This is a genomic window from Flagellimonas sp. 2504JD1-5, from assembly GCF_053618295.1.
The window spans coordinates 250,653-275,098 of record NZ_JBSIOU010000002.1; the positions used below are offsets into that span (position 1 = coordinate 250,653).

At 39.9% G+C, this 24,446-nt stretch carries 20 protein-coding genes; 7 read left to right on the forward strand and 13 right to left on the reverse strand.

The genetic code is table 11. The features are described 5' to 3' along the window. Position 1: 1 nt before the first annotated feature. Positions 2-811, forward strand: coding sequence for a sugar phosphate isomerase/epimerase family protein (locus ACULLG_RS10575; RefSeq protein ID WP_452126757.1), 810 nt, complete (start codon positions 2-4; stop codon positions 809-811). On the opposite strand, the gene ACULLG_RS10580 is transcribed toward ACULLG_RS10575, so the two are convergent. From ACULLG_RS10580 to ACULLG_RS10605, 6 genes are all read right to left on the reverse strand, one after another. After that, the gene (locus tag ACULLG_RS10580; protein WP_452126758.1) at positions 795-1,664 is read right to left on the reverse strand and encodes a polysaccharide deacetylase family protein; all 870 of its coding nucleotides are present in this window, start codon (positions 1,662-1,664) and stop codon (positions 795-797) included. The genes ACULLG_RS10575 and ACULLG_RS10580 overlap by 17 nt on opposite strands. Before the next feature lie 6 nt (positions 1,665-1,670). Continuing rightward, entirely contained in the window at positions 1,671-2,675 is a 1,005-nt protein-coding gene (locus tag ACULLG_RS10585; RefSeq protein ID WP_452126759.1) for a pirin family protein, read from the reverse strand. 2 nt (positions 2,676-2,677) lie between these two features. Next, positions 2,678-3,562, reverse strand: coding sequence for a VOC family protein (locus ACULLG_RS10590; RefSeq protein WP_452126760.1), 885 nt, complete (start codon positions 3,560-3,562; stop codon positions 2,678-2,680). Positions 3,563-3,619: 57 nt separating this feature from the next. Beyond that, the gene (locus ACULLG_RS10595) at positions 3,620-5,047 is read right to left on the reverse strand and encodes an amidohydrolase (RefSeq protein ID WP_452126761.1); all 1,428 of its coding nucleotides are present in this window, start codon (positions 5,045-5,047) and stop codon (positions 3,620-3,622) included. A 116-nt stretch (positions 5,048-5,163) separates the two neighbouring features. Continuing rightward, positions 5,164-6,474, reverse strand: a complete 1,311-nt coding sequence (locus tag ACULLG_RS10600) for a cryptochrome/photolyase family protein (RefSeq protein ID WP_452126762.1) — start codon at positions 6,472-6,474, stop codon at positions 5,164-5,166. Continuing rightward, positions 6,471-6,968 carry an SRPBCC family protein gene (locus ACULLG_RS10605; protein WP_452126763.1) on the reverse strand — a complete coding sequence of 166 codons (498 nt, stop codon included), beginning with the start codon at positions 6,966-6,968 and terminating at the stop codon, positions 6,471-6,473. The genes ACULLG_RS10600 and ACULLG_RS10605 overlap by 4 nt, the downstream gene beginning before the upstream one ends. 208 nt (positions 6,969-7,176) lie before the next feature. Between ACULLG_RS10605 and ACULLG_RS10610 the strand changes: the two genes are divergently transcribed. Next, complete coding sequence (locus ACULLG_RS10610) at positions 7,177-8,019, forward strand: DUF2911 domain-containing protein (RefSeq protein ID WP_452126764.1); 843 nt, start codon at positions 7,177-7,179, stop codon at positions 8,017-8,019. 47 nt (positions 8,020-8,066) lie between these two features. On the opposite strand, the gene ACULLG_RS10615 is transcribed toward ACULLG_RS10610, so the two are convergent. From ACULLG_RS10615 to ACULLG_RS10645, 7 genes are all read right to left on the reverse strand, one after another. Further along, complete coding sequence (locus tag ACULLG_RS10615; RefSeq protein WP_452126765.1) at positions 8,067-9,773, reverse strand: sodium:solute symporter; 1,707 nt, start codon at positions 9,771-9,773, stop codon at positions 8,067-8,069. A 110-nt stretch (positions 9,774-9,883) separates the two neighbouring features. Continuing rightward, entirely contained in the window at positions 9,884-12,415 is a 2,532-nt protein-coding gene (locus tag ACULLG_RS10620; protein ID WP_452126766.1) for a PIG-L family deacetylase, read from the reverse strand. Positions 12,416-12,515: 100 nt separating this feature from the next. Continuing rightward, positions 12,516-13,475 (reverse strand): septum formation inhibitor Maf, encoded by a 960-nt coding sequence (locus ACULLG_RS10625; protein WP_452126767.1) that lies wholly within the window; start codon positions 13,473-13,475, stop codon positions 12,516-12,518. A 35-nt stretch (positions 13,476-13,510) separates the two neighbouring features. Further along, a complete protein-coding gene (locus ACULLG_RS10630) occupies positions 13,511-14,113 on the reverse strand; it encodes a Maf family nucleotide pyrophosphatase (protein ID WP_452126769.1) in 603 nt (200 codons plus the stop codon). Then, positions 14,106-14,633 (reverse strand): KdsC family phosphatase, encoded by a 528-nt coding sequence (locus tag ACULLG_RS10635; protein WP_452126770.1) that lies wholly within the window; start codon positions 14,631-14,633, stop codon positions 14,106-14,108. Before ACULLG_RS10635 ends, ACULLG_RS10630 begins: the two co-directional genes overlap by 8 nt. Continuing rightward, positions 14,617-15,378, reverse strand: a complete 762-nt coding sequence (locus tag ACULLG_RS10640; RefSeq protein ID WP_452126771.1) for a Rossmann-like and DUF2520 domain-containing protein — start codon at positions 15,376-15,378, stop codon at positions 14,617-14,619. Before ACULLG_RS10640 ends, ACULLG_RS10635 begins: the two co-directional genes overlap by 17 nt. Before the next feature lie 161 nt (positions 15,379-15,539). Continuing rightward, on the reverse strand, positions 15,540-15,911 hold the full coding sequence (locus ACULLG_RS10645) for a DoxX family membrane protein (protein WP_452126772.1): 372 nt from the start codon (positions 15,909-15,911) through the stop codon (positions 15,540-15,542). Between the two features lie 97 nt (positions 15,912-16,008). Here ACULLG_RS10645 and ACULLG_RS10650 point away from each other — a divergent pair, with 97 nt between their 5' ends. From ACULLG_RS10650 to ACULLG_RS10670, 5 genes are all read left to right on the forward strand, one after another. Next, complete coding sequence (locus tag ACULLG_RS10650) at positions 16,009-16,689, forward strand: RNA polymerase sigma factor (RefSeq protein ID WP_452126773.1); 681 nt, start codon at positions 16,009-16,011, stop codon at positions 16,687-16,689. 174 nt (positions 16,690-16,863) lie between these two features. Continuing rightward, complete coding sequence (locus ACULLG_RS10655; protein ID WP_452126774.1) at positions 16,864-18,189, forward strand: hypothetical protein; 1,326 nt, start codon at positions 16,864-16,866, stop codon at positions 18,187-18,189. A gap of 243 nt (positions 18,190-18,432) precedes the next feature. Then, a complete protein-coding gene (gene ccsA, locus ACULLG_RS10660) occupies positions 18,433-21,603 on the forward strand; it encodes a cytochrome c biogenesis protein CcsA (RefSeq protein WP_452126775.1) in 3,171 nt (1,056 codons plus the stop codon). A 227-nt stretch (positions 21,604-21,830) separates the two neighbouring features. After that, positions 21,831-23,240, forward strand: coding sequence for an MATE family efflux transporter (locus ACULLG_RS10665; protein WP_452126776.1), 1,410 nt, complete (start codon positions 21,831-21,833; stop codon positions 23,238-23,240). Positions 23,241-23,276: 36 nt separating this feature from the next. Beyond that, on the forward strand, positions 23,277-24,446 hold the full coding sequence (locus ACULLG_RS10670; RefSeq protein ID WP_452126777.1) for a trans-sulfuration enzyme family protein: 1,170 nt from the start codon (positions 23,277-23,279) through the stop codon (positions 24,444-24,446).

Here is a 24,446-nt window from a genome sequence, read left to right on the forward strand (position 1 = left end):
TATGGAACTAAAGTTTATTTATCCAAGATGGGGGAGTGCCCACATTCCTTGGCCGGAATTCTTGAAAAAGGTAAAGGAAAATGGTTATGCTGGCGTTGAAATCGATTTACCTCTTGGTAAAGAGAAACAAGAAATCATTTCATTGTTGAAGGAGTTTGAATTGGATTTTGTTGGGCAGCATTGGGAGACCAAGACCACTGATTTTGAAAAGCATAAAGAACAATACAAAAGACATCTCTACAATTTGGCCGAAGGAGAACCTTTGTTGATCAATAGCCACACGGGGATGGATTTTTTCTCTTTTGAACAAAATGCTGGATTGATTGAACTTGCTTTTGCAATTGAAAAGGAAACTGGGATAACCATTACCCATGAAACCCACCGATCTAGATTTTCATTTGCCGCCCATATTTGCCAGAGGTTTTTGGAAAGATTTCCAAAGTTAAAACTGACATCAGATTTTTCGCATTGGTGCTCTGTGGCCGAAAGTTTACTTGAAAACCAGCAAGATGCTGTTGATTTGGGAATCAAACACACCTATCATGTGCATGCAAGAGTAGGGTCCGGACAGAGCCCACAGGTCATTGACCCACGAAGTGACACCTATTCGAATGAACTGGTTACCTTTAAAAAATGGTGGAAGCGGATGATTTTGAATGCCAAACAACAAGGGCGCGACTTTATTACAATAACACCGGAATACGGTCCGGAGCCGTATGCATTATTGCATCCCACAACAAAAAAGGTTCTGGCGGATCAATGGGAAGTGAACCAATTTATAAAAGAAGAAATTGTTAAAAATTGGACATAACCGCTTGGATTTCTTTCCAGGTAATCAATTTCGCCCCTGAATTTTCCAACTTGGATTTGATTTCTTTGCTAGTAAAAGTATCCAAGTCAATTTGGCGCCATTCCGAACCAAAATTCGGATGGTTTATGGTCACGCCCTGCATTTCTGAATCATCAAATGCTGGGTGGATCAAAATAACGTTTAGACCCTCAACCAGCTCGTCAAAAACATGGTGATAATAATCTTGAAGCCCACCTTTTTCATAATATTCGAACGTGCCAATGTGAACTTTGTCAACAAACGGATATGCTTTTCCTAAAACTGTATCTGGATTTGAGCCGGCCATATGTATCAGCTGTTTATTCAATAACACCGGCAATCCGTATTTTTCACCCAATGCCTTATATATTTCCAGAAATTCAGGCTTTGCGCCAACACTGTACATATGCGAATCCAGATGCGTAGGTTTCAAACCAAAGTTCAGCGCTTTTTCTATCTGTGCGGTGAGTTCCTTTTTGACATCCTCTGGTTGTGCATTGTTTCTGACGCCATCCCTATTTTTAAAGAAATGGCCATTCTCGTCTACCAAACTGGGAACTTCAGAAACTGGCAAAACAGGGCCAAATTTATAATTTTCCCACTCGCAAGTGAGTGTCAAATGGATGCCATTGTCATATTTGGGATTGTTTTTGGCAAACAAGGCTGCCTCATAAAACCACGGACAAGGCACCATGATGCTATATGAATTTACAACACCATGTATGAGCGATTGAAAGGTTGCCCTATTTTCAGAATGGGATAATCCGGCATCGTCGGCATGGATGATAAGAAGTTTGGTATTTTCGGGATACCCTAGGGTTTTTGATAGATTCATTCTAAATCAACCTTTCTCAATCAAATTTCCATCTGGATATAATGCAAAACGCCCTTTTTCTTTGTCATGCACGTTATCAGGATAAGGCCATGGCCAACCACCAAATTGTGTCAATCGGTACTCTTCCATTGCCTGCTGTATTTCTTCTTCAGTATTCATTACAAATGGGCCGTATTTTGCAACAGGCTCATCAATAGGTTTACCTTGTAACAATAGGAAATGGGCTTTTTTATTTCCTATTTTAATGGTGAAATCTTTAGACGGATCTAAGGCAATACCGAAATTTGGACTGATTTTCCGCTCCCCAATTAATATTTCGGCCCCTTCATAGAAATAGAGTGTTCGCGTGACCAAGGTATTTGAACTTGGCACCACGTACTCTGAATCAGCATCCACGTGAATGTTCCAGATTGCCACTTCGTTTTCCGTTTTCGCAGCCCAAGAATTGGGTGCTGGATCATTCGCATTGGTACCTTTGTAGTTCCCGGCGATTACTTTGATTTGGGCATTTCCTTCATCAATTATTGGAATATCTTCATGCCAGAGCATTTTAAAATGTGGTTCCACAAACTTATCGGCTTTGGGAAGATTCAGCCAAATTTGGAACAACTCCAAGGGATTGTCTTTTTCTTTATTAAGTAAGGGAAACATTTCAGAATGTTGCACTCCTCTCCCAGCTGTCATCCACTGTACGTCACCATTACCAAAACGGCCAGCGGCTCCTAGAGAGTCTGAATGATCACAATACCCTTTGTTTACAATGGTTATCGTTTCAAAACCACGGTGTGGATGGTATGGGAAACCCGGAATGGTCTGCCCATGGTACATCCGCCATCCATCTTTTATGGTAAAGTCGTTACCAATATTTCTTCCCATTAATAATGTTCGGTCAGGACCCATTTCGTCATTTCCTTTGGGATAATGATCTAAATGGTACACACAGAATAGAAAAGGATCTTGGGTCTGCCAGGGAAAGCCTAATGGGAATGTTTGAAGTACAGGATCAAGCATAATTAATGTTTTGCGGTATTGATTTCAATCCAGTAACCTTCTGGATCTTGAATATAAATCTGTTTTACACCGTCGGCACGGTCGGTCACGGCATTTTTGTTACCTGGCCAATCATAAAATTCGATATTTTTGGAAACCAAACGTTCAACAAAGCTTTCCAAATCTGACACCGCCAAACACAAATGCATGCTTTTGTTTTTTTCAAAAGCAGCAAAATCTTTTTTAATCAGGTGCAATTGTGAATTTCCATACATATTGAACCAACGGAAACCTGGTTTATTCTCAGGATGGGGTATTTCTTCAAACCCAAAAACCTCTTTGTAAAAGTCTCCGGTTTTCATCAAGTTGGTCACTACCAATGAGTGATGGTCAAAAACAAAATCGGATTTTGAAATATTTTTGGCCTTGAACTGTGTTTTAAGATAAACTTGTTGCCACTGACCGTTTGCATAGTTGCCAACGGTAAAGCCATAAGTGTTTTCATCAACATACTCCCAATAATCGGTCACCACAGATTCACCATAAGCATATGTGTATATGATATCTCTTCCATTGGCTTTGACGGTACCTTCGGTAACCCCTCCAAAAACATCATATTCCCAAAATTTGATACTATTGCTTTCTTTATCAAATTTTCGAATGCCATGATTTCGTGGACCGTAATTTGTTTGTTCTTCGTTGGTAAAGCCTTTTGCATTTGAAATGACCAAAACTCCTCCCAAATCGTATTTAAACTCTATTTCTTGCTTAAATTTTGTGTTGTTTCCCCATTCCCCTTCGGCAAACCAGGTTTTCCCAATTAAATTTTCAAAAACGGACAAGTCCCCTTGTCCTTGACTTTGGATACATACCCCCAAAGCCAAAAGCAATATTCCTTTTTTTATCATTACAAGTGTTCTTTAAAGATTTGGTATTGTCCGTTTATTTAGATTGAAACCTTTGTTTTAGTTGTTTCCTATTGGAGGTGGACCATCTATCATGGCCTCATATTTTTCACTTCCTTTTCTTTGTTTGAATTCTTCTTTCACCTTTGTAACCAGTTTAGGGTTTTCAAAAAGGTCTGCCATGGTCATGGCCATAGCCTTGGAGGCATAGACCATTCCTTTGTGTCCAATACTCATTCCACCGCAAGCCACTACGGCCCATGAATGCCATGGGGTGTCTTTGGGTGCCACGGTAACACTAAGATTGATATTTGGAACGGTCCAACTGACATCACCAACATCGGTAGAACCCCCGCCAGGGTTTTTTTCTGTTTCTCGCAAAGGTTCAATTTTGCTGTCCATACCGATTTCTGGTTTCCCGGTAGCTTTCTGTATGGCTTTTCCAAAAGCGGTTTCTTCTTCCGTATAGGTGATAGGGCCCAAAAGCTCCAAATTCTTTTGCATGATTTCGCCACCTGCTCTATTTACGAGCACTTCATATATTCCTGATACCAAAGAAATTTTGTAATCTACATTGGCCATAATTGCAGCACCTTCAGCCATTTTTTTCACCCGCTCGTAGGTAGGCAGCATTACCTTTCTTTTAGGATCGCGTACCCTAACCCAGATTTTGGAATAATCCGGAACAACGTTAACTACTTGTCCGCCATCTTGTATGTGATAATGGATTCGTGAAGTGGGCTTAATGTGCTCTCGATAATAGTTCATACCGGTTGTGTAGAGTTCCAATGCATCGGAAGCACTGCGTCCGTTCCATGGGTCGGCGGAGGCATGCGCAGCTTGTCCATAAAACTCCACAATAAAATCAATCAGGGATAGCCCGCTTTGAACGTCTGCTTCGATTTTAGAGCTAGGGTGCCAGCTTACATTTACATCAACATCATCCCAAAGGCCAGCTTCTACCATCCATACTTTTGCGAAGTATTTCTCTTCTGCCGGTGTTCCTAAGAATTTGACGGTTCCTTTTAATTTTCCAGCTTCAATCTGCTCTTTAATGGCAATAGCCGCACCCAAACTGGCGGCTCCGAACATATTATGTCCGCAACCATGTCCTGGTGCTCCATTTATTCTTGGATTTTTGGTAGGTTCTGTTTTTTGAGAGAGACCAGGTAAGGCATCAAATTCTCCCAAAATACTTATTACGGGCTTTCCTGACCCATAGGTTGCGGTAAATGCGGTGGGAATATTGGCTACTCCGCGGGTTACCTTTAAACCATTTTTTTCGGCATAATCGGCCAAGACTTCAGCGGATTTTGACTCATTGAACGCTGTTTCCGCCAATGCCCAAATAGAATCACTTATTTGAATAAGGTTCTCCTTGTGGGATTCTACGGAAGCAATAATCGCTTTTTTGTTTGAACTTAGTTTTTGCGCTGTCAGGTTTATTGAAACCAGACATAGCAGTACTAGGGTGGTGAATCGCTTCATTTTATATAATTTGAATTAGTCCGAATTGTAGAGGTAAGTACTTTTAGGTTTACACGGCATCTTTCCATCATATTTCCCCAAAAATAAAACCGGGTATTAAAAATACTGAAAAAGCATCAACCTACGGCTTCTTTATACACTTTTAGACAGCGTTCACGGGCCATTTTATGGTCTACCATGGGTAGAGGATACGTAAGTTCTTGAAGTTCAGGCACCCACTTCAGGACATATGCTTTTTGGGCATCGAATTTATCGATTTGGGTGGTGGGATTAAAAATCCGGAAATAGGGAGCTGCATCAACACCGCTACCAGCTGCCCATTGCCAATTACCAATGTTGCTGGCCAAATCAAAATCCAATAGCTTTTCTGCAAAATAGGCTTCGCCCCAGCGCCAGTCGATCAGAAGATGTTTACATAGAAAACTGGCAACCACCATACGAACACGATTGTGCATATATCCTGTAGCGTTAAGTTCGCGCATTCCAGCATCAACTAACGGATAGCCTGTTTTCCCAGTTTTCCATGCTTCAAATTCCTTTTCGTTGTTCCTCCAAACTATACGATCATATTTTGGTTTAAAGGATTTGCTAATGGTATGTGGAAAATGCCGGAGAATCTGCATAAAAAATTCCCTCCAGATGAGTTCATTCCAAAATACTTCATTTTTTTCAGCAATGGCTTTCTTTACAACTTTCCGAATGGAGACCGTTCCAAATCGAAGATGAGGTCCCAATCGGGATGTGCCCAATTCATTCGCAGGAAAATTTCGTGTATCCTCATAGTTTTCAATTAAATCAGAATTTAGGTTGAATTCAGGTACTAAAATAGGGGAGGGTTCAAATCCAAGATCGCTAAGTTCTAGGTTTGGGATTTCGGTGGATTTATAAAGCTTTACAAAATGGGAATACGTATCGAAATGTGGAAGATGTAATTTAGGGTCAAATTGCTCCTTCCATCTTTTTTTATAAGGTGTATACACCACATAGGGGTTGCCATCATCTTTTATAATCTCATTTGTTTCGAAAATCACCTGATCTTTAAAGGAATGAAAGTTAATATTGTCTTTGGCCAAGAGGTTCTTAATCTCCCTATCTCGTTTAAAGGCATAAGGTTCATAATCGAGATTGGTATACACTGCTTTGACTTCATATTGATGTTGTAACTGGATGAAAACCGAAATGGGGTTGCCAAGATGCATGGCAATCCCACTTTTAAACCTCGATTTTAGTTCTTTGCTGATTTTTTGAAGTTGACCATGAAAAAAGGATACCCGTGAATCATTTTTTGGAAGTTTATCCAGAATTTCAGTATCAAAAATAAATATAGGAAGCACGGGATACCCAGATTGTAGCGCATGATATAAACCAGTATTGTCGTTTAACCTAAGATCTCGCCGAAACCAAAATATGGATACGGGTTGCTTCATATTGATTTGATTTCAAAGGAGCTCTCTAATCCTTCGACCTTTCCGAAAAGAGTAGCCAGTTTTTGTTCCCGGTATTGGAATATTCTTGTCAATTGCTTTTTTACCAAAATAGGGTGTGCTATTCGACCAAGGTACCCGAAGGGTAATTTATAATCAATAATATCCTCCATTCGAACACCTTCTTCTATTTCTTCAATAAAATGTTTATGATGCCACAAGGAATAGGGCCCAAAACGTTGCTCGTCTACAAAGAAGCTACCTTCTTGCATATGAGTTATTTCTGTGACCCATTTTGTGCTATACCCGGGAAATGGATTAACCTTATATTGAATGATTTGACCTGGATACATGGGTCTATCAACATTGGAAAGGATGTGAAAACCCATATGATCTGGGGTGATTTCTTTTAAATTTTTTGGATCTTTTAAAAAGTCCCATGCTTTTTGTTTCGATATAGGGAGGGTTTGTGAAGCTTGAAGTTGATAAAAACGCATAGCTTTTTCCTCTAAAAATACATTATTTTGTTTAATTATATTTGAAATATATTAAACAAAACTAAATCTACCTCCTTTTTGCACAGAAAAGTTTCTTTGAGGCATGCCGATGTTATTATAAATGATTCTTCTTTTAAGGGTTTATTAACAAGCGTACCGTGCCTTTATATTTAGCTTTGTTTCACTAACAAATCTAAAATTCTTACAAATGAAAAAACTAGCATTATTTGCGTTTGCTGCTATGCTTGCGGTATCTGTTGAAGCACAGTTGGAAACGCCTCAACCCAGCCCTTCTTCCAAACTAAAACAAACAGTAGGACTTACTGAAGTAAAGGTTGAGTATTCAAGACCTTCTATGAGAGGAAGAACAATTTTTGGCAATTTGGTTCCTTATGACAAACTGTGGAGAACAGGTGCCAACAAGAACAGCACAATAACCTTTGGCGATGATGTGACCATAGATGGACAGGAAGTTAAAGCAGGTTCATATGCAGTTTTCACAAAACCTGGAGAGTCTTCTTGGGAAGTGATTTTTTATGCAGACACCAACAATTGGGGAACACCACAGAATTGGGACGATAGTAAAGTAGCTGCCAAAACAACGGCTCAGGTTTATACCATGCCCATGTCAGTTGAAACTTTTACCATGACCATAGATGATCTTCACAATAATGGAGCTACTCTTGGCATGCTTTGGGATAAATCTTATGTTGGTGTCAAGTTCGAAGTGCCTACATTGGCCAAGGCTCAAAAAAGTATTGAAACGGTTATGGCCGGACCTAGTGCTGGCGATTATTATGCCTCAGCTTCTTATTACTATGAAGAAGGAAAAGACTTGAACAAGGCCAAAGAGTGGATTGCCAAAGCTGTTGAAATGAGACCAGATGCATTTTGGGTAATGCGCAGACAATCTCTTATTTTGGCGAAACTAGGTGACAAAAAAGGAGCTATTGAAGCTGCAAAACAATCTCTTAAGGTTGCTGAAGAAGCAGGAAACGCTGACTACGTTAAGTTGAATCAAGATTCCTTAAAAGAATGGGGGGCGCTATAAGTGCAACCAAATAAATTATTCTAAACCCGTGCTAGTCACGGGTTTTTTTATGCCTTTAAAGGGGGTTTCCGAAGGAAACTATCAAAACTTTCGATTAGCATTGCTAGGAAAATGACCAATAAGCACCCAAAAGCATTCAACCATAAATAAGACATCCAATCCATATACCAGCCGATTATTACAATTACTTGAGTTACCAGAGCGGCTATAAATACGGCGTTTCCTTTTACAAATTTGAAGAAAAAGGCCAACAAAAATATACCTAGTACATTACCGTAGAAAATGGAACCGATAATGTTCACCAGTTGAATCAGATTGTCAAAAAGGTTAGCTACGCAAGCAATAATAATGGCGATAATACCCCAAAGTAAAGTAAACCCTTTAGTGGCCAAGACATAGTGTTTTTCATCCTTTTCCGTTTTCTGGTTTCGTTTGTACAGATCTAGGGCGGTAATGGTACCCAATGCGTTTAGCTCCGAGGCAGTGGAAGACATCGCTGCGGAAAGAATAACGGCTAAAAGCAAGCCGATGAGTCCCGTAGGTAAATTGGTAAGGATAAAGTGGATAAACACATAATCCTTGTCATTGGTTTCCACATTGGTATCAGCTTGGGAAATTAAAGTTTTGGCAGTGTCCCTGTTTGCTTTTTCCTTCTCGTTGATTTTGAGGATGTCCTGTTTGGCTTGTTGAATGGCATTGTATTCTTTTAATGCCAGAGCATTGGAAAACGAGCTTTGTGCTATCTTCTTTTCTTGCTCCAATTCCAAATGCCCTTGTTCCAACAATTTGTAGTCATCTACATATTCCGATTGCATTACAGCCTCAGTTGCAGCCGGATTAAAGTTGAGCGGGGAGGGGTTGTATTGATAAAACACAAAGACCATGGTCCCCACCAAGAGAATAAAGAATTGCATCGGAATCTTAAATATTCCATTGAAAATCAAACCCAATTGGCTTTCCCGAACCGATTTACCAGATAAATAACGCTGTACCTGGCTTTGGTCCGTCCCAAAATAGGCTAGGGCCAAAAAGAATCCACCGGTGATACCACTCCAAAAAGTATACCTGTTGTTGGTATCTAAGCTGAAATCTAAAATTTGAAGCTTGTTATTTGCGCCAGCTATTTTTAGGGCTTCACCGAAGGAAACTCCGGTTGGCAACGACCCCAAAATGAAAAAGAAGGCAAAGAACATACCCACCATAATGATGAACATTTGCTGTTTTTGGGTTACACTTACCGCCTTTGTACCTCCAGAAACCGTGTAAATTATAACCAAAATCCCAATGATGATATTTAGGGTACGCAAATCCCACCCCAAAACTGCAGAAAGGATAATAGAAGGGGCAAAAATGGTGATGCCTGCGGCCAACCCACGTTGAATCAAGAACAAAATTGCTGTCAAGCTTCGGGTTTTTAAATCGAAACGACCTTCCAACATTTCATAAGCGGTAAAAACCTTAAGTTTTCTATAAATAGGAATAAAAACCAAGCAAATTACAATCATTGCCAAGGGCAACCCAAAATAGAATTGTACAAAGCCCATTCCATCATGAAAAGCTTGTCCTGGTGTGGATAAAAATGTGATGGCACTGGCTTGGGTAGCCATCACGGATAGACCAATGGTCCACCACTTGGCATCATTACCGCCCATTACATAATCGGTAACATTTTTACTTCCGCGGGTTTTCCATACCCCAAAGCCTACAATAAAAAGCAGCGTGCTGCCAAGAACTATCCAATCTAATGCGCCCATTAAGCTATTAGTTATTTTGTGTCATTATGAAGTAAAAAACGAAGATATATAGCATGTTCAAAAGAAGTACAATGGTGTATTCCTTCTTCCAGATCATCTTATTTTCCATATTATCCTTTGACATTACTTTCTGATTTTACCTCACTCTTTCCAATGGAAAGCATGTTTGCAAAAAGTTTGTATGCTCCCGAAACTCCAGCCGGTAATTCCCTGAAAAAACTCAAACCTGTATATATATAGTAGCCATCGCCATGAGGCGCTACTAGCAAACTACCTTCGGTTTGGGCTTCGCCTTCATCCCCCATTGAAAGTATGGGCGTAAATTCTGGACTCCAATCTTTGGGAAAATAAAGCCCCCTTTCTTGGACCCATCCATCAAAATCGGATTCTTTAATGGTATTGGGGAAGTTCACAAGCGAATGATCATTGGCAACAATACTCACTTTCGCGGTCTCATCGGTCACACGATCTCGAGACAAAGTAAGGTCGTATGGGGCAATATTATCAAATTGTTTGCTCCACCGTCCTGCGGTATTGTATTGAACTACAAGATTGCCACCTTTTTCCACATAATCAAAAAGGTGTGGCTGCTTGAATTTCAAGGCATCCACTACATTATAGGCTCTAATACCAACAACAATTGCATCATATTTATCCAAAGAACCTGCTTGAATAGCATTGGGATCTATGGCATGTACTTGATATCCTATTTGTTTTAGGCTTTCAGGAACTTTGTCGCCGGCTCCCATAATATAGCCAATATGCTCTCCTGATTTTTGAATATTCATCCGGACCACCTTTGCTTCCGAGGGAAGTAAAATGGATTGTTTGGGAATGTGATCGTAAGCAATTTCGATAAGTTCTTTATCATGTGTCTTTCCATCGATATGGATTAACGGAGCAATTTTACCTTCACTGTCCTCGATAGGAGGGGTAACCTTAAAGGTTATAGATTGTTCTTGTCCCTTTTGTGCGATGGAAAAGGGAACGCTTGCTGGTGAAATATGCCATCCAGCAGGATGTTTTAAGGATACCTCTCCCGAAACATCGTTTTTTCCGGCCTTTATACTTACTAAAACATCTTTGGTTTCTGAATCGGAAAAAATCAAAACTTTTTCATCAATTGAGGATGTTGCCTCTGGCAGGACAACAAAAGGTTCGTAAAGTTCACCTTTATCGGGTTTTGAATATCGACGAATGATGGGCTTTTCGAATGCAATATCGACTCCATTGAAACTTAAGAGGAATTCTGCAATAAATGCGCTCGGTGTTTCCGCTTTGCCGATCATTTGTTGATCATCCACAGTATACATACCAAGACTTCCCGCTTCGCTTAACCAATATGGACCCGAATTTGAAGTGGATTGAGGTACCGTAAATTCAAGCTCAATATTTTCTTTGGCATTATTCGCCAACACTTGGTTTGGGCTTAATTTGGCATCAACTCCTATTACCTTTATTTCTTTTAAAGTGATGGATTGGGCACTTCTGTTCAAGGCTTCAATATTTATTTTTACATCCCCGCCTGGAGTTGTAGAGGAAGCTTCCGCATTGGCCTCTAAATAAAGACCGGCGCAATCCAATATAATTGCCTCGAGCTCCTTCGATTTTAAGGCTTTCCAATGTTCATCTTCAACATTTTGAAGAAGTTCATATGCTTTAACCAGTTCTGGTATATGGGTCGATGGATTGGTGAAATCAAAATCTTGTTCAATTTGATATAAAATATCACCAATTGCTTTGCCACCTTTAATGCGAGACCATGAAGTGTCGATGCCATCAAATAAATTGGTTCCCGAAGGAAGGTCTCCTTTCAAAAGTTCCACATATTCGTCTTGAGAACCTCTTGTAGTTACACGGCCAAAGCCTTGGCATAGGTGTTGACTGCTTGCCATTGATGCTATCTCGTTGTTGGAAACGCCCAATTCTGGGTAATAGACACCAACATCCAATTTGATCATATTGGATTTGTCGGCTTTCTCAAAGTTCTCTTGGCTTCCATAAAACCACCATGAGGTATTGAAAAATACTCTTCGGGGCTGCCAAGTATCAGTAAGTTGCAGTTGTTGGGGGTATGCATTGGAATTGTTGGCCAAATCGAAAGCCTCCATGCTCAACATAGCTGACGAAGTGTGATGGCCATGGGTAGAACCTGGGGTTCTATGATTAAATCGATTGATGATAACATCGGGTTTTAGGTTTCGGATGGCCCAGACAACATCGCCCAATACTTTTTCTTTGTCCCAAATTCGAAGCGTTTCATTGGGGTGTTTGGAGTAACCAAAATCGTTGGCTCGGGTAAACCACTGTTCCCCGCCATCAACCCTTCGGGCTGCCAAGAGTTCTTGTGTCCGAAGGACACCCAAAAGTTCCCTTAGTTCCGAACCAATAAGATTTTGTCCACCATCCCCTCGAGTAATTGATAAATAAGCTGTTCTTGCTTTGTCGTGATTGGACAAATACGAAATAAGCCTGGTGTTTTCATCATCTGGATGCGCAGCAATGTAGAGTGCAGTACCCAAAAAGTTTAATTTTTGAAGATTGTGATGAATTTCGGTGGAAGAAGGTTTGTTTGGCCTTTGGGCAAAGGAGTTTGAAACGACGGCAGTTAAAGTCAGAATACTGACCCAAAAGTTTCGCATACGTTTGTTTTTAGCGGTTGCACCAAATATAGAAAGATTCAAACCAGACCCGATGCTATTTAGAACATCTTTAACAGGGTGTGTTTATGTCAGGTCAATGCTAATTGAGTCCCAGACTGTCTCGCAACACCACATCATCATTCCCATTTTGACCCCAATAGGCAGTCTTTATGGATTTTAACTTTGTGCCACGCGTGGTTAAAAGTTTTGCTTTTGGGCCAAAACCACTTTTAAATTCTTCAGTCCAACTTTCTATAGCGTATGGAAAATCAGAAGTAAAATTAATGGTCAAGCTTCTTTCAAGCTCAGGATAGGTGATCGTATAGCTGCTCATACCATCTTGAGAGGATAGACTTCCGATGGCGTTTTGGGCTTTGATTTCTTCGTGACGTAAACGCAAATACTCTAAAGAAGGAATCATTTTGATATTCCCAGTAGGTAAATCCGCAGGGTTGATTCTGATTTTAGTCCAAATCTCATTTTCCAGGAGGTCTTTTTGAAGGGAGATACTTTGGTCTGCCTCACTTTCAAAATACGAATGTGAAGTGAACTCAAAATTTTCTCTGTTGTTGATCTGGGAATACACATGTCCACACCATTCTTGGACAGATAAACTGGTCTTTAATGCATGTTGATTGTCGTAAACAGGGTAAAAAGTACTTCCCATCACGGAATAGGGATAAATACCGGTTAAATATTTCTTCGTTGAATTTAACTTTAAAACATTAACATTTTCAGGATTATCCCGATCTGCCTTTACTTGCTTTTCTGGTAAAAAAGGTTCTGTGACATAAATTAAAACGGAATGTCCATCACGAAGTTGCCCATATCTTGCCTGCTCTAATTTGTACGAAGTGATTTCTGCCTTACCACCGTACCAATACTTTTTGAATTCTTCAGACAGTTGTTTCTTCGGTTTGATGGCCTTTGTGATTATAGGCTCCTCATTCATGGCCATTTCCTTGTTGGAAGCCTTATTTTTATCAATACAGGACGCCACAGACGTAACTATCAACAGTATACCTATTGCGATTAATTCAATACGGAAAACCTTTTTCATGGCTAAAGAGTTTCAGTAAAGTTACGCATACAGGTTTAGGAAACCATATTCATTAACGTTTTGTAAACTAAATGGGTGGGGAGTCCGACGACATTGGTATAGGACCCTTTTATTTCCGAAATGCCAACCATTCCAATCCATTCTTGAATACCATAGGCCCCGGCTTTATCAAAAGGTTGACTGGTGTTAATGTAATGGTGGATTTCTTCATCACTAAAATCCATAAATTTTACCATGGTTGTTGCGCTAACTGTAATTTGGGAAGTTGAGGTAGTAAAGCAAACAGAGGTTATCACTTCGTGCCAATCTCCCGATAGTGTACGAAGCATTTGATATGCTTCCTCTGCATTGGAAGCCTTGGCCAGAGATTCATTTTTAAACCAGACAACCGTATCAGAGGTAAGTACAATTTCGTTTTCTTCAAGTTCTTGCTTAAATGGTGTGGCCTTCAACTCCGCCAAATACCTTGAAATTTGTTCACCTTTCAAATTGTCTGGGTAAACTTCGTCAACAGATTTCGGTCTAACTTCAAATTCCAGCCCTAAATCTTCCAGAAATTGTTTTCTTCTGGGGGAACCGGAGCCAAGAATAAGTTTATAATCTTTTAATTTTTCCTTAAGTGGATTATGCTCAGTCATTTTTTGCACTGAAATTATCATTCCAATCCCCACGAACTTTCAGTACCTGTTCAATAATATCACGAACACAACCTTCGCCGCCATTTTTATGGGAAACATAGTCGGAAATTGCTTTGACCTCTGCCACTGCATTCTGAGGGGATGTAGCGAGGGCCACTCGTTTCATAGGAGGTATATCCGGAAGGTCATCACCCATATAAAGAACATGCTGCGGATCTATATTGTAGATATCCAGATATTCATCCAAAGGTTCTTCCTTATGGTGAGCACCTAAATAAATGTCGGTAACTCCAAGACCTTTTAAACGCTCTTTGACCCCAGCGTTGGTTCCGCCGGAGATTACCCAGACATTATAGCCTTTTTGTATGGCGGTTTTGACCGCGTAGCCATCTTTGACATTCATTTTGCGAAGCATTTCCCCATCGGTGGTTATTAATACTGAACCATCGGTAAAAACACCGTCAACATCAAAAACAAAAGTGGTTATTGCACTTAGGAGCTCTTTATAGTTTTTTTTCATAGGTTTTTTTTATCGCCTCACTGATCAAAGTGTAAAGTTCGACATGTTTTTGGTTATTCAGTAAACTCAGATGATTTTTTATGCTATTGGTGTCTCCTCTCCTTGCTGGACCTGTTTGCGCATCGAAGGGTGAAATATCTCGGATTTTTTCTGCCGTTTCCTGTATCAATGGATGCAAAAGCTCAAATGGGACGCCGTTATTTTTGCAAATATCATCTCCAATTTGATAAAGATGGTTGGTGAAATTATTTACAAAAACAGCAGCCAGATGAAGCTTTTCCCGTTGTTCTGAATTAATTGCGCGGACATTGTTTGAAATCTGATCAGCAAGGGACTTCAAAAGTTCGTAAGAAGATTTTTGTTCAATTTCTAAACATATAGGTATATTCTTAAACTCCAACGCTTTACCTTTTGTAAAAGTTTGAAGCGGATAAAAAACCCCTCTATTATCCGAAGTTATGCAATCCATCCCCTTGGCCCCGGAAGTATGGACTACGATTCCTTTTTTTGAAGTAAGATGCTCAGCAATTTCCGAAATGGCATCGTCCTTAACAGCGATAATGTATACATCTGCCTCTTTGATTTCTGTAGGATTTGAACAGGTTGCAACTTGTGGATGAAATCGTTTTAGTTTTTCAGGATTTCTCCCATAAACCTGTTCAATATTTACATTTGGTGCTGAGGTAAAAGCATCAAACAAGTGTTGCGCTAAATTACCTGTTCCAAGAAGGATAACGGAGTACATAAATCAAAAATAACCAACACGAAACAAATGAATAAAAGAAAAGCCACCTAATTTTAGGTGGCGGATTAAGTTTGTGTATATTTTCTAAGGACCTACTTCCCAAAGTATTTGGTCACCTATAATTAGGAAGGATTGGAAGAAGTAGTCCAGTTGCTTACATGTCAAGATGATTCGGCGGTGTACAATTTTGCCAAGGAAAAAGCACCTATGGCCATTACCAAATCCCTAACTGCAATATCAATGTACTTACCACTAAAAATCAGCACCATTGCTATTGCAATGAGCCAAGACATAACTACTAAGGCACCAATCTTCGGTTTGAGCAAAACAAGAATTCCCGCAACGATTTCGATGATACCTACAATCATCATAAAAGCCCCAGTTTCCATTGGAAGTATATCCGTAAACCCAGAGGAAATATATTGCCCCCAATCCGTTAGTAAATTTGTAAACTTGTCCAGTCCTGCAACAATGGGAACTAAACCATAGGTATACCTTAACACGGATTTTACCTGTGTAATATTTGACTCCATAATTTTAAGTTTTAATTTTAGATAAAAGCGGAACAAAAAGGTTACAAAATTTTGTAACTATTTGGTTAAAAACACATCTAAAGGCAAAGCAGCAGCCATGGAACCTATTCAGATAAGCAATTTTAAATATCATAAACTGCAAGAATCCGAGATTATTAAACGCATTCTTGCCGGAGAACGGGAATTGTATGAAATACTTTTGCGGAGAAACAACCAGAAACTCTTCAGGGTGGTCAGAAGTTATATCAAAGATGAATCCGAGGTGGAGGATATTATGCAGAATACTTATTTGAAAGCTTTCGAAAAATTATATCAGTTTAAACATTCTTCAGCATACGGAACATGGTTGATTCGGATTGGCATAAATGAAGTGCTGGCACGATTAAAAGAAAAGGACAGGGTCGTTCATCTTTATCAACGACCTTCAGAAGCTAAACAAAATACAATTTTGGAAATACCGGACCAGAATCAATTGAACCCCGAAAAACGTATCATAAGAAACGAAGCAAAACAGTTATTGGAAAATGCTATCGATGCTTTGGATACAAAATATAAGACGGTCTATATCTTGAAGGAAATTGAAGAAATGTCAATTAATGATATTTCTGATTGTTTGAATATTACCAAATCCAATGTAAAAGTTCGATTACATAGGGCCAAAAATACTTTAAAGGAAAAGCTTTACGAACTTACTACCAACAAGGAAGATGTATTTGGATTTGGTTTTAGCAGATGCGACAATATTACCGATAAGGTAATGGCTGTAGTACTGTCATAAATTTTTGTTTTCCAATTCTGGTAAAAAGCTTTCAAATTTTGTAACCTTTTTTCTTGTTTCCAATCAAAAGATAGAAGTAGGGCACTTAGCATGCAACCACTGCTTGTTTGCTCATGATTCAATGTAATGGTATCAAAACCATCTATTGTTCAGAACCTAAAAAATCTATCTGTTATGAAAAGGAAAAAAATACTTGGCCCACTGCTACTTTTGGCAGTTTTGACATTATTTGCGCGATGTTTTAAAGGCGATGATGGCCCGGACATTCGAGAGTTGATCATTCCACCACCGATTGAACTGGACTTGAATCCAACTTTGGTAGCTGAAGGGCAAGAAATTTTTAGGTTCGACACCTTTGGTGATGAAGCTTTTTGGAGTGGGGTACTTAAGCTAGACAAGGCTGTTTTGGGAGAAAACAACGGTGGATTTGGCCCTGGGGTTAGCCCAAATACTGCTCTTGCTGTCGGACTCAAGGTAGATGTGGATGCTTTACCACAAAGTGTATTGGATGCTATTGCCGCAGGAGATGTGGATTTGGACGACCCGGCTACCACAGCTGCTTTGTTGAGTCTTAATGCTGTAGTGGGAGTGAAGGGAAACTTCAATGATTCAGGCGATTTGATATCCATGGGAATATCTTGCGCACTATGCCATTCCACCGTGGATGATTCTTTTACCTCAGGTATTGGAAAAAGATTGGATGGATGGCCCAATCGCGACCTTAATGTGGGAGCCATTATTGGAATTACAGATAATGGTCCATTGGCGGACCTACTTGAAGTCGACGTGGCCACTTTAAATACAGTGTTGAATGGTTGGGGCCCTGGTCGCTTTCCAGCGGCTCTGCTTATCGATGGCAAAGCTACCAAACCAGATGGTACAATCGCTGCCAATTTGATTCCTCCGGCCCACGGACTTCAAGGTCTTGAAAAGGCAACCTATACTGGATGGGGAGATATTACGTATTGGAACAGGTTTGTGGCCGTTTTGGAAATGGGCGGTCAAGGTAATTTCACAGACTCACGCTTGAACGACCCAGTTAAGTTTCCAATAGCTGTTAAAAGAGGGGCCTTCGATGTAATGGTGGAAGAAGACCTGGTTGGCCCCAAGTTAGAGGCACTACGGGAATACCAATTGTCACTTTTGGCACCAGAGCCCAGTGATGACAGCTTCAATGTAAAAGCAGCTATCCGAGGTAAAAAAATATTTCAGCATAAGGCAAAATGTGTCGGTTGCCACCCAGCACCCGTCTATAGCGATGATGAATTACATTCCCCAGAGGAAATAGGCATTGACGCCTTTGAAGCAGATAGATCGCCAACAGGAAAATATAGAACGCCTCCACTTCGAGGTCTCTTTGCTAAATCTAAGGGCGGGTTCTATCACGATGGTAGATTTGAAGACTTGGATGAGGTCATCGATCACTATAATAATCACTTTAATCTCCATTTGAACAGTAGACAAAAAAATGATTTGAAGGCATATCTCAGTGCACTATAACTTTAAAAGTATAACAGCTATGAAATAGAAAGCTATAGTGTCTTCCAATTGTCCCTTTTTAGGAGTGTTTAGACAACAGGTACGGAACTCTTATTAGGGGCAATTTTGTATTCCGCAAATATTATCAAATACTTAGAATGAAAGCCCTTTCCCTTTAGAGGTCAGTATAAATGCGTTGTGGGTTTGTGAGGATTTTAAGCATTTAGTAGCTACCTTTGTGGCCTTTTAATTAGACTTCCTGTTATGCTGGAAAAACTTTCCAAAATCTTGTTTTCAACTCGGTTGATGGCCGTTCTTTTTTTGATTTTCGCTACTGCAATGGCGTTTGGGACCTTTGTGGAAAGTTGGTACAGTACGGAAACAGCCAGAATCTATATCTACAATGCCACATGGTTCGAGGTTATCATGGTTTTTTTTGCAATAAACTTTACAGGAAATATTTTTCGATATCAGCTTTTAAGATGGAAAAAATGGCCCGTTCTAACACTTCACCTTTCTTGGATATTAATAATAGTGGGCGCATTTATTACCAGGTACATTAGTTATGAGGGAATTATGCCTATTCGTGAAGGTAATGTGGAAAATCGTTTTTATTCTGATAAGACCTATCTTACCGTTTTTGTTGACGGGGACATTAATGGCGAAACCAAACGTAAGATTTTAGAGGATGATATGATTTTCACTTCCGAGGGAAAGCGCTCGAGCCTACCCTGGACTTCTGATTTCAATAGTCAACCTTTTACAATTTCCTATGTTGATTTTATTGATGGAGCTGAGGAAGGGTTGATTCCAGATGAAAATGGACAGGAATATCTCAAAATTGTTGAAGCAGGAGACGGTCAACGCCACGAACATTATTTGGAAAATGGAAAAGTGGCAAGTATCCACAATGTTTTGTTTGCATTGAACAAGGAAACCCCTGGTGCCATCAATATTTACTCAAATGCGGAGGGTTACAAAATCAAATCGCCATTTGAAGGAGCTTTTATGCGAATGGCGGACCAATTTCAGGGTTCTGTGGTAAACGATAGCCTTCAACCGCTACAATTAAGATCGCTGTATACCATGGCAGGAATGCAATTTGTTGTTCCCGAACCTGTAATTAAAGGAAGGTATGGTGTTGTAAAAGTTCCTGAAAACGAAATTAACGAGGCTACCCAGGATGCATTGGTCGTTTCAATTTCATCGAATGGAGAAACCATTGAGCAAAAATTACTAGGAGGGAAGGGAACTTCCAATTTCTCCGACAAGATTAAAGTTGGTGGTTTGGACTTTTCATTAAGTTACGGTTCCAAAGTATATGAACTTCCCTTTGGCATTCGATTGAACGATTTTATTGCCGAGAAATACCCAGGCACAGAAACTGGCTATGCCTCATTTATGAGCAAAATTACTGTGGATGATAAGCGCCCATTTGACTACGATATTTATATGAACCATGTTTTGGATCATCAAGGATATCGTTTTTTTCAATCTAGTTTTCATCCGGATGAAAAAGGAACGGTCTTATCCGTAAACCACGATTTTTGGGGAACATGGGTAACCTACATTGGGTATTTCTTGCTTTATATTGGTTTAATGGGAATTATGTTTTTTGGGAAGACACGGTTTAGGGATCTACAACAGGCCTTGGAAAAAGTGAAGAAGAAAAAGGCAGCCTTAGGGGTAATCGCATTTTTTGCAGCCACTTCATTGATTACCGCTCAGCAAGATGAAACCAATGCCCATGAACACGCAAATTTACCCACCCAACAACAAGTAGACTCCATCATAATGTCAAGTATCGTTGCTGAAGAACATGCCCAAAAATTCGGGGCGCTTGTGATTCAGGATGAAGGGGGTAGAATGAAACCCATTCACACCTTCGCATCCGAAGTTTTACGTAAACTAAGCGGGAAAAACACGTATAATGGATTAACTGCCAATCAGGTGTTTTTATCCATGATGATGAACCCCGGCGTATGGTATAACACGGAGTTTATTAAACTGGCAAAAAGGGAAAACGATAGTATTCGCAAGATTATTGATGTTCCTAAAGGAACCAAGTATGTAAAGGCCACCGATTTTTTCGATTCAAAAGGAAATTTTAAGATGAAATCCTATATCGAAAAAGCGACTTCCACGACCAATCCATCCAATTTTGAGAAAGATTTTAAAAAGGTTTTTGAAAGATTGAGTCTATTGGATATTGCCCTTAGCGGACAGATCATAAAAATATTTCCATTGCTGAACGATGAAAACAACAAATGGATTTCGGCAATAGAATATCGTTCCGGCCAATACCAGGTGGCAGATTCGTTGTATTCCAATTTCATTAAAAATGCAATGCCCTATTATTTGGGCACTCTGAAAACATCGATTGCCTCTAACGATTATTCCCAACCGGATAAACTATTGGAGGCTTTCAAGCAGAACCAAAAGAATCATGGGCTTGAGGTTTTACCAGATGATAAAAAAATACAAGCAGAAATTTTATACAATAAGCTCGATATCTTCAACCGTTTGTATAAATACTATGCTCTGGCAGGAGGATTATTGTTTTTTATCCTGATACTTCAAATTTTCAAAGAAAGGAAGCTATTGGATGCTGCTGTTTACCTGTTGAAAGGAACAGCAATCTTGTTCTTCATATGGCATACGGTTGGTCTGATCATGCGTTGGTATATTTCTGGACATGCGCCCTGGAGTGATGCTTATGAAAGTATTTTGTATGTGGCTTGGGCAACTGTCGGAATCAGTTTGGCATTTGTAAAGAAAAGTGAATTTGCCGTTGCCTGTGGTGCCTTTGGGGCTTGTTTGCTTTTAGCTGTGGCTCATCAGAGCTGGGTAGATCCAGCAATAGCCAATCTAGTTCCTGTTTTGGACAGTTATTGGTTGATGATCCATGTGGCGGTGATAGTTGGAAGCTATGGACCTTTGACTGTGGGAATGATTCTTGGTGTAGTGTCTTTACTGCTTATTATTTTGACTACTGAAAAGAACAAAGCACGTATGGAACTCAACCTGAAGGAATTGGCGATCATTAATGAGTTGGCATTGACGGCAGGTTTGGTGATGCTTACCATAGGTAATTTCTTAGGCGGACAATGGGCCAACGAAAGTTGGGGAAGATATTGGGGCTGGGACCCTAAAGAGACCTGGGCATTGATTTCCATTATGGTCTATGCTTTTGTATTGCACATGCGTTTGGTTCCAGGATTACGTGGTAAATGGACCTTTAGTTTCGCCAGTGTAATAGCTTTTTCCAGCATTATGATGACCTATTTTGGTGTCAATTTTTATTTGGTCGGCTTACACAGTTATGCTAGTGGTGACCAAGTAATTACTCCATCTTTTGTCTGGTATGCAGTGTTGGGAGTATTTGTTTTGGGAGGAATAAGTCTATGGCGATACCGGGTAAACTATTCTAAATAGTGTCACCTCGAGCGCAGTCGAGAGGTCTTTAAAACATTACCTAGGATGTTAAATTGTTGATTAATTTGTTTCAACTTCAAAAAAATCCCATATTTGCTTCATTATGAAGTTATAGAATTATGTACGCAATAGATGTCACCCAAGGCGTTAAGCCTACAATTTAACCGAAAATTCCTTTTTCGGTGCCGTGACATTTTTACTCTTTTCTCACACATAATTCTTTTATAATGACAAAATCAAATACATATTCTTTTAAAAAAATCATCAATTATTTCTGGATAGCAGTTACCGGAAAAGAAACCGAATTTACCTCTGGTAGCATTCGCAAAGCAATATTTATGCTTTCCATTCCCATGATCTTGGAAATGCTGATGGAATCCATTTTTGCACTGGTGGACATTGCCTACGTATCCAAAGTGAGCGTGAATGCTGTGGCCACAATTGGCTTGACCGAATCCGTGATTACCCTTATCTATGCTTTAGCTATTGGTCTGAGCATGGCCGCTACTGCTGTGGTTGCACGCAGAATTGGAGAAAAGGACGTTCAAGGAGCTAGAATTGCCGCGGTGCAGGCCATAGGCCTTGGAATTGTTATTTCCATAGTTTTGGGGATAGTTGGGATACTATTTGCCAAAGACATACTAGCCTTAATGGGTGGGGAACCTGATCTTATTGAAGAAGGTTATGGTTACACCAAATTGTTGATAGGAGGTAACATTACTATAATGCTTCTGTTTCTCATCAATGCCATTTTCAGAGGTGCAGGTGATGCCTCAATAGCCATGTGGACTTTGGTACTTTCCAATGGCCTTAATATTATTCTTGACCCAATTTTCATTTTTGGATGGGGTCCAGTGCCAGAATATGGCGTAATGGGTGCGGCAATTGCAACCAACATTGGGCGGGGTACAGCTGTTTTGTTTCAATTAGGAATCTTGTTCTTCGGTTGGAGCAAAATCAAATTGGCCGCCAAAGACCTCGTAATGAATGTCAAGGTGATGGTCAACCTAATTAAAGTTTCATTAGGCGGAATAGCCCAGTTTTTAATCGGGACTTCCAGTTGGGTTTTCTTGATGAGAATCATGTCAGAATTTGGTAGTGAGGTACTGGCCGGATATACAATCGCCATTAGGGTAATGATGTTTACTTTGATGCCTTCGTGGGGAATGAGCAATGCAGCTGCTACTTTGGTGGGTCAAAATCTGGGTGCGCAAAAACCAGATAGAGCAGAGATTTCGGTATGGAAAACCGGAAAGTATAATGCCTATTTTATGGGATTGGTTTCCCTGGTCTATCTATTTTTTGCTAAGGAAATTGTTTCGTGGTTCAACAATACGCCAAGCGTGGTTGAAAATGGAGCGCTATGTCTTCAGATCATAGCCGCTGGCTATGTCTTCTATGCATATGGTATGGTAGTTTCACAGGCCTTTAATGGAGCCGGGGACACAAAAACGCCCACGAAGATCAATTTTATCTCATTTTGGTTGTTTCAATTACCGGTGGCCTATGTTTCGGCCTTGATTTTGGATTTAGGTGCCATGGGGGTTTTTATCGCCATTACCACTGCAGAGGTATTACTGGCGATTATTGCAATTATTTGGTTTAAAAAAGGAAACTGGAAGCGAGTTCAAGTATAGTCGGTTTCCGTATCTTTAACTTAAAAATTTGCCATAATGAGCAACACCAAAAAAGGAATGAATACCATATGCACCCATCTGGGTGGAGTGGAAGACACAAAGTTCAAAGGAGCAGTGTCTCCATTATATATGAGTACCTCATACGCATTTGAGGATGTAGATGTAAAACGTTATCCGAGATACTTCAATACTCCGAATCAGGAAGCATTGTGTAAAAAAATTGCAGCCTTGGAGCATTCTGAGGCTGCTCTTATTTTCGGAAGTGGAATGGCTGCCATAAGCACAGCTTTAATGACCTTTCTTAAAGCAGGAGATCATATCGTACTTCAACAAACATTGTATGGAGGGACGTATAATTTTGCAGTATCCCAATTCGAAAAATTCGGAATTTCCTATTCTTTTACCAATGGATGGCAAGTAAAAGATTTCGAGAATGAAATTCGGAACAACACCAAAGTGATTTACATTGAAACCCCCTCGAACCCTTTGTTGACCATCACAGATCTAAAGGGAATAGCAGAGTTGGCTAAAGGGAATGGAATATTATCTATTATCGATAACACATTTGCAAGCCCCATCAACCAAAATCCAGCAGATTTTGGAATCGACATAATTTGCCATAGCGCAACAAAGTATATGGGAGGACATTCTGATATCTGCGCAGGAACAATAGCCGCATCTCATGAGCTTATGGATAAAATTTTCTCCACTGCAATCTGTTATGGCGGTAGTTTAAGTGATTATACGGTGTGGCTTTTAGAGCGAAGTATAAAAACCATGGCGTTACGGGTAAAAGCCCAAAATGCAAATGCTATGGAAATGGCAAAATACCTATCATCCAATAAGGATGTAGCGCAAGTATATTATCCTGGTCTCGAAATGCATCCAGACCATGAATTGGCAAAATCGCAAATGCATGGTTTTGGCGGAATGTTGTCTTTTGAATTAAAAAATGACATTGATGTTTCGCAATTTTTCAATGCATTGAGGTTAATTAAACCATCAATGAGTTTGGCAGGAATCGAAAGTACGGTACTTTCTCCGACCAAAACATCCCATGCTCTAATGAGTCCCGAAGACCGGGAGAAACAAGGAATTAAAAATTCATTGATTCGATTTTCACTCGGAATCGAGGAAATGGAAGATCTTGTTGCAGATATTGAACAGGCCATCGCCCAAGTTAAATCGATGACAGTACCCGCATAA

What these genes read in the sequence shown, in the direction of transcription:
- ACULLG_RS10610 (WP_452126764.1), top strand. Translation starts at nt 7,177, where the DNA reads ATGAAAAAACTAGCATTATTTGCGTTTGCTGCTATGCTTGCGGTATCT.
- ACULLG_RS10575 (WP_452126757.1), top strand. Translation starts at nt 2, where the DNA reads ATGGAACTAAAGTTTATTTATCCAAGATGGGGGAGTGCCCACATTCCT.
- ACULLG_RS10620 (WP_452126766.1), bottom strand. Translation starts at nt 12,415, where the DNA reads ATGCGAAACTTTTGGGTCAGTATTCTGACTTTAACTGCCGTCGTTTCA.
- ACULLG_RS10630 (WP_452126769.1), bottom strand. Translation starts at nt 14,113, where the DNA reads ATGACTGAGCATAATCCACTTAAGGAAAAATTAAAAGATTATAAACTT.
- ccsA (WP_452126775.1), top strand. Translation starts at nt 18,433, where the DNA reads ATGCTGGAAAAACTTTCCAAAATCTTGTTTTCAACTCGGTTGATGGCC.
- ACULLG_RS10640 (WP_452126771.1), bottom strand. Translation starts at nt 15,378, where the DNA reads ATGTACTCCGTTATCCTTCTTGGAACAGGTAATTTAGCGCAACACTTG.
- ACULLG_RS10625 (WP_452126767.1), bottom strand. Translation starts at nt 13,475, where the DNA reads ATGAAAAAGGTTTTCCGTATTGAATTAATCGCAATAGGTATACTGTTG.
- ACULLG_RS10670 (WP_452126777.1), top strand. Translation starts at nt 23,277, where the DNA reads ATGAGCAACACCAAAAAAGGAATGAATACCATATGCACCCATCTGGGT.
- ACULLG_RS10590 (WP_452126760.1), bottom strand. Translation starts at nt 3,562, where the DNA reads ATGATAAAAAAAGGAATATTGCTTTTGGCTTTGGGGGTATGTATCCAA.
- ACULLG_RS10635 (WP_452126770.1), bottom strand. Translation starts at nt 14,633, where the DNA reads ATGAAAAAAAACTATAAAGAGCTCCTAAGTGCAATAACCACTTTTGTT.
- ACULLG_RS10655 (WP_452126774.1), top strand. Translation starts at nt 16,864, where the DNA reads ATGAAAAGGAAAAAAATACTTGGCCCACTGCTACTTTTGGCAGTTTTG.
- ACULLG_RS10585 (WP_452126759.1), bottom strand. Translation starts at nt 2,675, where the DNA reads ATGCTTGATCCTGTACTTCAAACATTCCCATTAGGCTTTCCCTGGCAG.
- ACULLG_RS10580 (WP_452126758.1), bottom strand. Translation starts at nt 1,664, where the DNA reads ATGAATCTATCAAAAACCCTAGGGTATCCCGAAAATACCAAACTTCTT.
- ACULLG_RS10600 (WP_452126762.1), bottom strand. Translation starts at nt 6,474, where the DNA reads ATGAAGCAACCCGTATCCATATTTTGGTTTCGGCGAGATCTTAGGTTA.
- ACULLG_RS10595 (WP_452126761.1), bottom strand. Translation starts at nt 5,047, where the DNA reads ATGAAGCGATTCACCACCCTAGTACTGCTATGTCTGGTTTCAATAAAC.
- ACULLG_RS10615 (WP_452126765.1), bottom strand. Translation starts at nt 9,773, where the DNA reads ATGGGCGCATTAGATTGGATAGTTCTTGGCAGCACGCTGCTTTTTATT.
- ACULLG_RS10665 (WP_452126776.1), top strand. Translation starts at nt 21,831, where the DNA reads ATGACAAAATCAAATACATATTCTTTTAAAAAAATCATCAATTATTTC.
- ACULLG_RS10645 (WP_452126772.1), bottom strand. Translation starts at nt 15,911, where the DNA reads ATGGAGTCAAATATTACACAGGTAAAATCCGTGTTAAGGTATACCTAT.
- ACULLG_RS10650 (WP_452126773.1), top strand. Translation starts at nt 16,009, where the DNA reads ATGGAACCTATTCAGATAAGCAATTTTAAATATCATAAACTGCAAGAA.
- ACULLG_RS10605 (WP_452126763.1), bottom strand. Translation starts at nt 6,968, where the DNA reads ATGCGTTTTTATCAACTTCAAGCTTCACAAACCCTCCCTATATCGAAA.